Annotated in this window: 8 protein-coding genes, 1 tRNA gene and 1 pseudogene; 2 read left to right on the top strand and 8 right to left on the bottom strand. The window is 35.2% G+C overall.

Annotated elements, in window-relative coordinates:
* The first annotated feature begins 350 nt into the window (after positions 1–350).
* A tRNA-Pro gene (locus N2201_05840) sits at positions 351–425 on the top strand.
* Between the two features lie 191 nt (positions 426–616).
* On the opposite strand, the gene N2201_05845 is transcribed toward N2201_05840, so the two are convergent.
* The 5 genes from N2201_05845 to N2201_05865 form a co-directional block, all read right to left on the bottom strand.
* A complete protein-coding gene (locus N2201_05845; GenBank protein MCX7785730.1) occupies positions 617–1,534 on the bottom strand; it encodes a carboxypeptidase-like regulatory domain-containing protein in 918 nt (305 codons plus the stop codon).
* 495 nt (positions 1,535–2,029) lie between these two features.
* Positions 2,030–2,731: a hypothetical protein gene (locus N2201_05850; GenBank protein ID MCX7785731.1), complete on the bottom strand. Its 702-nt coding sequence runs from the start codon at positions 2,729–2,731 to the stop codon at positions 2,030–2,032.
* 314 nt (positions 2,732–3,045) lie between these two features.
* The gene (locus N2201_05855; GenBank protein ID MCX7785732.1) at positions 3,046–4,257 is read right to left on the bottom strand and encodes a T9SS type A sorting domain-containing protein; all 1,212 of its coding nucleotides are present in this window, start codon (positions 4,255–4,257) and stop codon (positions 3,046–3,048) included.
* A gap of 182 nt (positions 4,258–4,439) precedes the next feature.
* Positions 4,440–6,041, bottom strand: coding sequence for a protein kinase (locus N2201_05860; protein MCX7785733.1), 1,602 nt, complete (start codon positions 6,039–6,041; stop codon positions 4,440–4,442).
* A 163-nt stretch (positions 6,042–6,204) separates the two neighbouring features.
* On the bottom strand, positions 6,205–7,677 hold the full coding sequence (locus N2201_05865) for a sigma-54-dependent Fis family transcriptional regulator (GenBank protein MCX7785734.1): 1,473 nt from the start codon (positions 7,675–7,677) through the stop codon (positions 6,205–6,207).
* A gap of 652 nt (positions 7,678–8,329) precedes the next feature.
* Between N2201_05865 and N2201_05870 the strand changes: the two genes are divergently transcribed.
* Positions 8,330–9,331: a carboxypeptidase-like regulatory domain-containing protein gene (locus N2201_05870; GenBank protein ID MCX7785735.1), complete on the top strand. Its 1,002-nt coding sequence runs from the start codon at positions 8,330–8,332 to the stop codon at positions 9,329–9,331.
* A gap of 60 nt (positions 9,332–9,391) precedes the next feature.
* Here N2201_05870 and lipB read toward each other — a convergent pair.
* The 3 genes and pseudogenes from lipB to N2201_05885 all read right to left on the bottom strand — a co-directional run bounded on the left by lipB (position 9,392) and on the right by N2201_05885 (position 12,208).
* Positions 9,392–10,018, bottom strand: a pseudogene (gene lipB, locus N2201_05875) (lipoyl(octanoyl) transferase LipB).
* A 100-nt stretch (positions 10,019–10,118) separates the two neighbouring features.
* Complete coding sequence (gene lpdA, locus N2201_05880; GenBank protein MCX7785736.1) at positions 10,119–11,525, bottom strand: dihydrolipoyl dehydrogenase; 1,407 nt, start codon at positions 11,523–11,525, stop codon at positions 10,119–10,121.
* Positions 11,526–11,647: 122 nt separating this feature from the next.
* Positions 11,648–12,208, bottom strand: coding sequence for a DUF366 family protein (locus N2201_05885; GenBank protein ID MCX7785737.1), 561 nt, complete (start codon positions 12,206–12,208; stop codon positions 11,648–11,650).
* Between the last annotated feature and the right edge of the window lie 296 nt (positions 12,209–12,504).

Here is a 12,504-nt window from a genome sequence, read left to right on the forward strand (position 1 = left end):
GTTCTACGGTTCAAAAATGCTGGTCGGACCTGCTATAAGTCTTCTAATAAACATCATTTCAGTTATTGGCAATTTAATCCCTTTCCTTGTTTATTTTCATTATTGAGTGGTATTACACATTTTGAGATATATTACATAACACGGCTTTTATGATTTTTGATGGAAAAGTACAATAAAGTCATTTTTACCTTGATGATACTCTGAAAATAAATGTGCGTGGGCAAGATTCTAAAAAAGCATTACTTTTAATTTTCTTCGTCTATTTCTTCATGCCTTTGCGATAGGTTTTTTAGAAACTTTGGTTATTGCTTCTTGACATCAGGCAATTTTCTGTTTACACTAATTTAAGTCGGGGCGTGGCGCAGTTGGTTTAGCGCACCAGCTTGGGGTGCTGGGGGTCGCTGGTTCAAATCCAGTCGCCCCGACTTCGTTTCTATACCATCTTGTTAATCCGGAGGTTTAAGGACAATTTCTTTAGTCTTTTATCAATTGTAATCTTTGTTTTGCTTAGTAAAAAAACTCGTTTAAGAAATAAACAATTCTCAAAGAAATTTAATCTATAAAAAAACAAGCCCAGCGATATTATGCTGGGCTTGGGTTGGCTAAGTTTTAGATGTTAAGGTGTGCGCGGTGTAAGAATAAAGTTAATGTCTGGTGTGTTCTGACCGCTAACAACATTTACTGGTGATGGATACATCTTAGGATAATAATTTTGTGCCCGTGCCATCACATGATAATCTCTGGGAGGAAGATTCGTAATCGTGTAAGAGCCATCTTCTGCGGTCGTAACTCGACGGACAAAACGACGATGACGAGCAATCACTGTTGCTCCGGCAATTGGTAAGCCGGTTACTGAATCGGTTACTACTCCTGAAATCGAACCTGGGTCTTGTGGTGGTGGCGGAGGGCTCATCGCAACTAATGCGAAATTAATGTCGGCTGTCGTCTGTCCGGCAACAACTGTAACTGCAGTTGGATAGCGTTGGGGTCGATAACCAAGTGCTTTAGCCGTAACTTGATAATCACCAGCCGATAGGTTATTAATAGTATAGAACCCATTGGCATCAGTAAATGCTCGGCCTCCGCAACTTCCAGGTCGACAAGCATTAACTTGGGCATTAGCAATCGGTAATCCTGTTGCCGAATCCGTGACAACTCCTGAAATTGCTCCAGGATTTTGTGGCGGAGGTGGCGGCGGTGGTGTTATTGGTGCTAATGCAAAATTAATATCCGGTGTGTTCTGCCCGGCAACAACTTGAACTGGAGTCGGATACATTTTCGGACGATATTGCATTGCCGCAGCATTAACCTGATAAGAACCTGCGGGCAAATTATTGATGGTATATGCGCCTGAGGAATCTGTATATGCCATTCGACAACAATTCACTGGTCCGTGTGCCATAACCTTTGCGCGGAATATAGGTAAACCGGTTACAGAATCAGTCACAATACCGGATATCGAACCTACATTCTGTTGAGCAAAAGCAGTAGTCACCAACGCAATGCCAAAAAGTAGCGTGAGGAACTTTTTCATAATTCACCTCCTATTTCTTTTCTTAATTTTATAAACTCTGTTAGGACCGACTTCTAAATTTTTCTGCCAGTTGGACCCTTTGTCTAACAAAGTTCGGTGTCTAACAGAGTTTTTCATAAATTTTAGAGAATTATTCTCTTTCATCATCTATATAGACTACAAAAATCGTGCCAAAGTTTATTCAATTAGATAAAATTCACTAAATCTATGAAAATGAGCATAAAAATGTTTTGCCACAGCCATCGCAAATCTTTTACTAAATCTATAAATAATTACCATATCTTATAAATAATTACTATTTTATTAATTTTGTCAATTTTCTTATTTATAAATTTTGGCAATTTTTCTTAATTTTCTTTTATTAATTTTGGCAATTTTTCTTAATTTTCTAACACAAAGCATAGTTTGTAAGTGCAAATTTTTGCACGAGCCTGAAAATTGTTGCAACTTATTTCTCTGAAAAAGGCTATATCAGAATTCATATCTTAAGATTTTTCAATATAGCGATACATCAATGTAATTCAAAAGCCAGATACCAATACTTGAAATGGCAAATCCGATTCGGCATTGATACCAAAACGAATATTTGTTATATTTCGCATCCATTTCTGCCAGATTTCGGTTGTTAAGATAATCTTGATGCGCTGAATTGGTCATAAAATGAGAAACAATTAATCCTAATATGGAAATTGTCTCAGTGCTTAGAAATAAATATCCTTTAGTCTTTTGTTTGACTGACAATTGTCCTAAACCAGGATAAATCAAAGACCGAACTTTAACTGCTCTATTATTAATTTTAGAACCAAGATAAAATGTCGGCGTCAATTTCAAAGTATCACCTAATTGTCTTTTACTCTCCTCAAATATCTCAATGATTTTGGGTGAAACATATCTGGGGTCTAAAGTTAATTTGGGATTTAACATTAATAGATATCGAAAAGTATTTTGGGCAAGTTCTTTTCGCTCCAAAGCAACATAAGCAAATGCTTGATAAGTATAAAGTTGGACTAATGTTGTTTCAGTTAATGGTCTGGTGGTTCGAAAGATACTATCAATAGTTATAATTACTTGTTGATACTGTGCTTGATTATAGAGCGATTCCACTTGGGCAAGTCTATCTTCAATTGAAATTATATCTTTTGCCTCGCGATTTTGAGCAATAACGAAAAAGGCATTAGGGTAAATTAGAAATACCAAAATAAAAACTATAGTGAAGGATTGGAATTGCTTGATGTGTCCAACTGGCTTATTTTTTTTCAATTTTATCTTAAAGAATATCAATCCTATTACTTTTTATATTAACTCCTAATATAATTGGGGAAAATATCTCGGGTTCGTTTCGTTGCGGATAATCCATAAAACATTTAAATAGCGTCAAGCATCTTCTGTAAGTTCTTTTTTTCTTCCAACAGGTGTCTTCTCCTTTTCTTATTATTAAAATTGTCCATCATAGGAGAATACATCTTTATTTTTAATACATCAAATCTAATTTTACACATAATATTCTATTTCTATCTTAATACCAATATTTTTTCAATAGAACCATTGTTTGTCGTAGATGAGGTCAGCGACAGTTTTACAAAATATATACCTTGTGCTACGCACTTGCCCAATTTGTCAGTGCCATTCCATTTAACTGAATAGATTCCTGATTTCTGATACTGATTAATCAGAGTCTTTATCCAATTTCCATTTACATCATATATTGATAAAACGACATTTCCGTTCTGTTTGATTTCATAGCAGATAGTTGTTTGCATTTTTAGTGGATTAGGAAATATCTTTAATGACGAAAGGTTTAAGTTTGGCGATGTATTTATTTCTTCGCAACCAGTAGTAATATATTGCTCAACACTTGCGATAGGTCCAACATTTCTTCCGAAACCACCAATCACATATAGACTGCCATTAAGCACCGTTGCGCCAGCAGAATATCGAGCAACATTTAGTGATTCTGCAAGGGTCCAGGTATCTAAAATTGGATTATATACATCAACTCTGGCGTAGATTATTTCATTAGGTCCTTGTTGTCTTCTCCCGCCGATTACATAGATATTATTATTGAACACAGCACAACTATGACGAGAACGAGGTTCAGGAAATGGTCGTTTAGCAATCCAGGTGTCAGGGTAATATTGCTCATTGGCATTAGTATAACCATACAAGACTCCACCAATCGCATAAATTTTATTGTTGACTTGGGCACAACCTAATTCCACTCTGGGCGTAATCATCGATTTCCTGACAAACCAAGAATCACGGCTCGGAAGATAAACTTCAACCGTATCCGTATATTGACCACCATGGGGAGGCATTAGAAAACCGCCTAAGACATAGATACTATCACCGATAACACTGCCAGCAAAACCATAGCGACGCGTAGGTAGTCGTCTGCGTCTTTGCCATTGATTAGTTTGAGGGTCATAAACCTCACAACTTTCAACTGGAGCATTCCGAGTTCGGTTGCCACCAATTACATAAATTTTATTATTAACAACTGCACACACACCTCCACCCCGAGATGTTGGCATTGGTGCTTTAAGAATCCATGTGTCCAACACTGGGTTATACTCTTCAACATAACGAACTCCGGTATCTGCTTGTCCAAAACCGCCAATCGCATATATTCGGTTATTGACTGAAGCCACCATCACACCGTAACGGGGATAGCGCATTGGTGTGCGAAATGCCCAGCCCGCCCAAATACTGGATACGAATCCCATAAATAAAATTAGAAAATACAACTTTTTACCAACGAAATTTAATTCCAATTTTGTTATGCAAATTTGATTTCTCTTTAGCATAAATTTATTTTTATAAAAGAATATATCATTATCTATACAAGCAATATTCGTGCCATCAATAAATAAAATATAAAGACTGTGTAAGATGCATTGCTTTAATTTTACCTTAAAACAATATTTCTTTCAACAGTTGCTTGCGGCTTAAATTCAATGGTTTCTTCATAAGGTGGATAATAAGGATTCCTTAAAGTAATCTTATGCTTTCCAATAGGAACTATGATAGGTGTTGCAATAGGACTTGTTGCCTTATAAACATCGTCAATATAAATATCCGCCCAAGGTTGGACTGCGACCTGCAAATAGCCCACATAATCAAATAGATTAAAAACCAGTTTTAGATTATCGTTAGGGTTAATTGAAAACAAGGTTTCAATTGCCGGAAAATTGGGATTAATAAGTTTTAAATTATGCATTCCGACCTTTAGGTCAATTATCGTATCTTTAGGTGTTGTAAACACTTTTTCTCCATCAAGATAAACATCTGCCCAGGGCACCACAGAAATTTTAAGGTATCCCCGAGCGTTCTTTTGAGATGTTATTTCTAAACCCAGTGAATCTCTTTTTGTAGTCTCTTTATCTTTAGATGACGCCTTGCTTACAAATTCGCTTAATTGAATCGAGTCGTGTCTTGTTTTAATTCGACTAAATAAAGTATCTATGGGCAAAGAACTAAATTGTAATTGTGCCTTGCGGTTAATTTTATTAAAACCAATAAATATTCCGGCTATTAGCATTAAAAGTGCAATTATTAGATAGAAATAAGATAACCTAACTTTCTTACCTGTAGTTTGGGGCTGAGTAAGAATACCATCTGACTTAGGTTTCATTAATAATATCTCAGCCATTTCTTTTTTCAAATCAACCTTTGGTTTTTCAGCCATCCATTCTTCCAATTTTTCACATAATTCGGAAATTTTTTGAAAGCGGTCTTGGGCTGATTTTTTTAACATTCGTTCGATTATTTGCCATAAATCTTTATAACCGATTAATGACTGGTCTAATTTATAAAAAGGGGCAATTTTCAAATTTAAGACATTCTGCATTATGGCAGAGTAAGTTGAGGCGATAAACGGATTATGCCCAGTAATTAATTCGTAAAAGACTACACCCAAGGAGAAAATATCCGAGCGATGGTCTATTGGTTTACCCGTAATTTGTTCCGGTGACATATAACCTGGAGTTCCCAAAATACTGCCTTCAACTGTAATTGAAGGCAGCGCTTGAGAAATGGCTAATCCGAAATCAGTTAGTTTTATTTTGCCATCATAGCCAATAAGAATATTACTTGGTTTTAAGTCCCGATGAATAATTCCTTGTTCATGGAGTCGTGCTAAAACTTTGCTAATCTCTAAGATTATATAAGAAGCAAGTTCCGGCGATAATTTGCCTTTTTTTTCTAAAAACTCTTTGAGACTTAATCCTTCGACATATTCCGTGACAAAGTAATAGAGCCCGCTGTGTTTGCCGAAATCAAAAATTTTGGTAACATTTTCCTCTTTAAGGGCACTAAGAACTTTTGCCTCGCGTTCAAATCGTTTGACATTCTCTTCATCTGCTGATAAGATTGGACTTAAAACTTTTAATATGACTATTCGCTCCAACGGTTTTTGTAACGCAGTGTAAACGACTGCTTGAGCACCTGAAGAAATAACTTTGATAATTTCATATTTTTCAGCAAAAACTACACCTTTTTCTAAAACCATACAAGTAAAACTAAATAATATATTCTAAGTAAAATAAAGCCGGCTCATATAAGAGACACGAATGCTACACTTATTAACAAATGAGATTTTTTGCATTATCAGGCACACCAGAAAGTGTGGCCAGAACAAGATTCAGTATGCCCAAGACAAATAACTTAGTTTTTTATTCCTTTAATTCCTGGTCGTTAATATCATATTCTTTTAATTTATATTGCAAAGTTCGGCGCGAAATACCAAGTCTTTCTGCGGCTTTTTGCCGATTACCCTTCACTGACTTTAATACTTCAATAATGTATTCTCTTTCTCGATTCGATAACGCTGATTTTAGATTACTTGCGTAAGGCAAATCCGATTGAATGCCTAAATCTTCAACTGTGATTAACTCCTGATTAGTTAAAGCGCAGGCTCGAGCAATGGTATTTTCCAACTCCCGGACATTACCAGGCCAACTGTATCTTAAAAGCAGATTGGCTGCTTCTGGAGTAAAACCTTTAATCTCTTTTTTCTCAACTTGGGCAAAATGTTTTAGAAAGTGATTTGCCAAAAGTAACACATCGTCTCCGCGTTCTCTTAACGGTGGTAAATTAATTGTTACGCCTTGGAGCCGAAAAAATAGGTCTTCGCGAAATTTTCCTTCTTTGACACCTTGGGCTAAATTTCGATTGGTTGCTGAAATTATTCTGACATCTGCCCGTCTGGGAGTTAGTTCTCCAATCCTACGAAATTCTCCTTCCTGTAATACTCTTAATAGTTTTGCCTGGATGGTTAAACTAACATCTAAGATTTCATCTAAAAACAAAGTACCTCCATCGGCTTCTTCAAACAATCCTTTTTTATCTGTAACTGCGCCGGTAAAAGCACCCTTTTTATAACCAAAGAGTTCTGATTCTAACAAAGACTCGGGCACACTACCACAGTATAAGGCGACAAACTTTCCTCTCTGTCTTATACCATTATAATGTAATGCCCGTGCCACCAGTTCTTTTCCTGTGCCGGTTTCACCTTGAATTAACACTGGAATATTAGAATTTAACAGTTTGCGCATTAAATCGAAGACCTTAATCATCTGTGGACTCCGGCCAATTATATTTTCGAATTGAGTGGCTTTGGTCAATTCGGTTTTAAGATACTGATTTTCTTCTAAGAGCAATTGTCGTAATCGAGCATTTTCAATAGCAATTGCCGCCTGATGAGAGAATGCTTCTAAAAACTCTAAATCCTCATCAGTAAAAACGCCTTTTCGACTGCGAGCATCAACATAAATTGCACCAAGCAACTTCTCGCGGTGAACCAAAGGAACACACATCACGGATTGGATGTTATGAAGAATTACACTTTGGGCTTTGCTAAAATCAGTTTCTTGTGCGTTGTGAATTAATAATGGCCTTTGCTCTTGCAGAACTTGATTTAGAATACTTGAAGAGATTTCGGTCAAATCAGTTAAATCTTTCTGGGTAAATTCTCGCGCAACCACCGGCATAATTTTACTATCTTCCTTTAGCACAATTACGCCTCTTTCTGCAGATAGAGTTTCAATTGCCAAATCCATAATTTGGTCTAACAGTTCATTATAGTCCATTATCGAGTTAATGACTTGGCTAATCTTATATAGTGTTTTGAAACCGTCCTGGGTCATAGTGACGAAATACTAAAAATTAAATACCAAGAACGAAACCTATAAACTCTGGTAAGAAACATTGATTATGAATTAATTCTAATTTTATTATACTTTGTTTATTCATATATACTATCACATAAGACAAGACCTAATGAACTTTTTTATTTATAATTAATGATAGTCTTATAGCGAGAATGTGTCAAGACTACAAAATAGAGAACTCTGAAATCGTGTCTTTGAAATTGCAAAAGGCTGAGAATTTTCAGCAATTTCCATACCTTCAGCAGTAAAATCAGATATTTCAAATTAGAGAGCGCTCAGAAAATGCCACAGAAAACACTTGCGACACGCATCCGTATCGGAGAAAATCCCAGAAAAATATCCAATAAGTTCAATATATTCAATAGTAAGAATTAATTTTTCTATGTTCTCAAAAAAGAACTCTCTGAACAAATAAATTTTTGCTCAAGTATATACAAAATTCAATAAGCATGCTCCATCTTTTACCTGAGGCACATTTTCTGAGTTCTCAGAATATTATTATTTTGGACCACTGTTTAGTTTAATCTTTATTATTGATTTTTATTATTGATTAGTTTAATTTTTATTAAAGAGCAGAATCTTGGCTAAACAGGATTGACACACTAATATTTTAGCGTAAAATCTTATCGTGGCGAAAATTCGGCTTCAGATTATAATTTCAATAATTGTAACTTTGTTTATTACTTGCCGACCTGACCGAGATAACCCTTATGACCCCAAGTCAATAAAAACGAAGTCTAGTATTATTTGGGGCAAAGTCTTGACCAAAAATGGATTGCCCATTGAAAATGCTAAAGTTTCGTTACTACTTCAACTGGGTACAAAAACAATCTCCACGATTTCAGACCGATTCGGCAATTATGAATTGGACTATATTTACAGTCTTAATTATGGCGACTCAGCAAGTGTTATTGCAGAAAAAGACGGCTACTGCATATCACAAAAACCAGTTGTAATTGACATTAATCGCACTGATACAATAAATTTTACCCTTGATGCTATTCCTCAATTCAGTGCAGAATCAATAACTTCGTATCATGAACCATTTCTTCCAGGAGATGATATTTATCTGGTTAATTTTAGTGTGCGGGTTTTAGACGCAGATGGCTTAAATGATATCGAAAGTGTCTATGTCTTAATCCCCGAACTCAATAAAACATTTCCGCTATCTTATACCACTAACAATATTTACAAAGACACAGTTTCCGCTGAATTATTTCCTGATAGCACCTTAGAATGTCTTATTGGCAAAGATTGTTTCTTTGAAGTATTAAGCAGTTCCGAGGGGCGATTTCGGTCAAATCCATATCAGTTGAGTCGGATTATTTATGAATCGCCAGAACCACTCAGCCCAATTTTAGATACCACTGTTACTCAGAATTTCCCTTGCGTATGGCGCAAATTATCTCTTCCCTTTCCTTTTACTTATGAAGTTGAAATTTATTATATCCGGCCCGATTTTCGATTAGTCTTGGCTTATCAAAAAACTTCCATACCGGCTACTGATACAACGATTACTATTCCCTCATTAGCACCCTATGCTGGCCATTTCTTTTGGCAAGTATCAGTAAGAGATAACTTGGGAAATATTTCCAAATCAGTGCATTCGCTTTTTTATTACTATCCATAACAGTAATGTCCTTTTGTCTTTACATTCAAATTAGCAAGAAAGTAAAAATCCGAAACTTGCTTAAAAATCGTATCTTCTAAATACCAATTTAACCTTATTTTTAACCGCATCAAGTGAAATTGGTCTCTGTAATATTTCAGACATTGATGTCATTTTAATATGTCTCATACCACAAGGATTGATATAACTAAAATAGTTTAAATCGGTAGAGACATTTAAGGCAAATCCGTGAAATGTAACTTGTTTAGAAACTGCAATCCCGATTGAGGCAATCTTTTTATAATTAACCCAGACTCCGATATTAGGATGAGATGCATAGGCTGAAATATCAAATTCTTGCAATACTTCAATCAAAATCTCTTCAATCTTATAGATAAACCGTCTGACGCTAACTAAAGACTGGCTCAATTTAAAAATCGGATAGCCAACTAATTGGCCTGGACCATGAAAAGTAATATCGCCACCACGTTCAATCCGATAGAGCGGAAGATTTTTCTTTTGTAACTCAGTTTTAGGAACTAAGAGATTTTCTTCTTTGCCTGATTTACCTAAAGTAAACACCGGCGGATGCTCAACCAATATCAAGGTATTGTCAATATCATTAGAAACTCGTTTTGTCCAGAGTTCTTTTTGTTTAATAAGGGCAAGACGATATTCACAAAAACCTAAATCGAGAAATTCCATTGTATCCCTGTCAGATTTGTAATAGTATTAAAAATACTTTTCTTGACTAATCTCATAAAATTGCTTTAGTCCAGTTTAATCTTACTTTTATTGGCCTTTGTGGTTACGAATTTTTGGGATTTAAAATATGAATTGCTTTATTATGCGCGGCGCTTACTGCTTCTAAGATTGCTTCGGATAAGGTTGGGTGTGGATGCATAGTTGTAATTAAATCTTGTGATTTGATATTAAGATTAATTGCTAAAGATAACTCAGCAATCAAATTAGATGCTTCTGGGGCTAATATCTGTGCTCCTAAAATCAAATCGGTCTTTTTATCAACGATGATTTTTACTATTCCTTCAAGTTGGTCCATAGTAATAGCCCGGCCAATTGCTGATAGAGGCGCTTTGCCCATTGTATAATCGTAATTCAAGTCTTGGGCTTCCTTTTCGGTGATTCCAATTGTTGCTAATTCTGGGTCGGTGTATACGCAATTCGGAATAAAACGAGGGTGTGCGATATTCTTTTCACCAGCAATGAGTTCTGCCACAAAAATACCTTGTGTCATTGCTTTATGGGCCAATAACGGTGGTCCGATAATATCGCCAATCGCATAAATCTTGTCTGCACATTGATAATTTTTATCGGTAAGGATAAATTGTTTATCGTCAAATTTAATATTCGTATTTTCTAATCCTAAACCGTCAACATTAGGAATTCTACCAACTGCAACCAACATTTTATCAGCAATAAGATTATGCACTGTATTTTCAGTATAAAATATGACTTCTAATCCATTTTGATTCTTTTGGACCTGGGTAATTTTACTATTAAGAAAGAATTCAATACCTTGTTTATTAAGAATTCTTTTTAGGTAATAAGCAATTTCCGTATCTGTATTTGGTAAAATCTGGTTTGCAATTTCAATAATTGTGACTTTACTGCCGAGCCGGTTATAAATTGTTGCCAACTCAAGTCCAATTGCTCCGGCACCGATTATTACGAAATTTTTCGGTATTTCTTGAATTTCTAAGGCATTGTCCGAGTTAATAATTCTATCATTATCAAATTCTATACCTGCAAGCCCTGCTGGTCTTGAACCGGTTGCTATAATGATATATTGTGGATAAATTTTATGCTCTGCACCATTGGGTTCGACTAACAAAACTGTTTTTGCATCCACAAACCGAGCATGTGCTTTTACAATTTGCACATTATTACCCTTCAATAAAAATTCAATACCCCTTTGCAGTCTGAATACTATATTTTTAATTGTCTTATTAAAAACTGTAAAATTAATTTCCGGTTCAACAAATCTTATTCCGGCTTTGAGCGCTTTTTTTGCATTAGCAATAATACTGGTATAGTGCAATAACGCTTTAGTTGGAATACATCCCCGGTTAAGACAAACACCGCCAATTTCGCTTTGTTCTACCAATAAAACCGATTTACCCAATTGAGATGCTCTAATCGCAGATACATATCCTGCAGGACCAGCACCAATTATTAGAATATCAGGATTTTCCATTTTTATCTTTTATATCACTTATATTTCTGATGAATAAAAAATACTAATTTCAGCGCATCAAATTCTGAAGTAATTTTTTGGTAATTAGTAATTTAGGATTGAGAGTTTGCATCTAAGCAATCTTATTCGACCCACCGTGTTTTACAACGGGCAAGATTAATCCGTTCAATTTCTTTGGTATAACGGTCAAGCAATTCTTGGGCAAACGTAACCGGATCGATATTAAGGTCTGATAATCCTTTACTTTTTGTGCCTTGTTCTTCAGTACCAATTATATTAATCCCTACATGAATTAATGAAGAAACCGGAGATGCGGTTGCAGTAGATATGGTGATTTTGGCATCGTTGATAAAAAGGTCTGTGCCAACTCTACGCACAATAAGTTTTCCCAGTTTCTCATTTAATAAATCCTTTACCATATCTACTAACAGATATTGCCGAAGGATTGCCTTTTCCAAATCGATCTCAAAGTGTTCGGCAATGAAATGAAGCATCCGAGGTGCATAGACCCGTTTACCGGCTTTGACATCTTCTAAATCAACTAATTCTCTGAGGCTAATATCACACGGTCCGATAAAAGCAATGATTGAATCGCCTGCAATTCCAAAATTATCATAGGCATAGAGCGAATGTAATTGTTCGCCCGTATAACCCAATTCTTCTTTTATGAATCTACTACGCATTGATTATCTCCTACATTTCTGAATATTAACTTACATCTACTTAGTAGTTTTAGACTTATTCTGATTTCCTACGCTCATTAATCTAAAATATAACAAAAGTTTTATTATTTGCAAGTATCTTTTTATCTCAAATTATATTTTTACATCAGATTATATCTTTATCTCAAGTTATATTTTATCTAAATTATGTCTTTTTATTAAATCATATTCTCACTTCAAATTATATTTTTACATCGATTTATGTTCTTATATCAAATCGTATTTTTACATCTCGTTATTTTTTATATTACATTTAT

The sequence above is a fragment of the candidate division WOR-3 bacterium genome (assembly GCA_026418155.1).
Classification (GTDB): domain Bacteria; phylum Hydrothermota; class Tepidihabitantia; order Tepidihabitantales; family CAIPLT01; genus JAOABV01.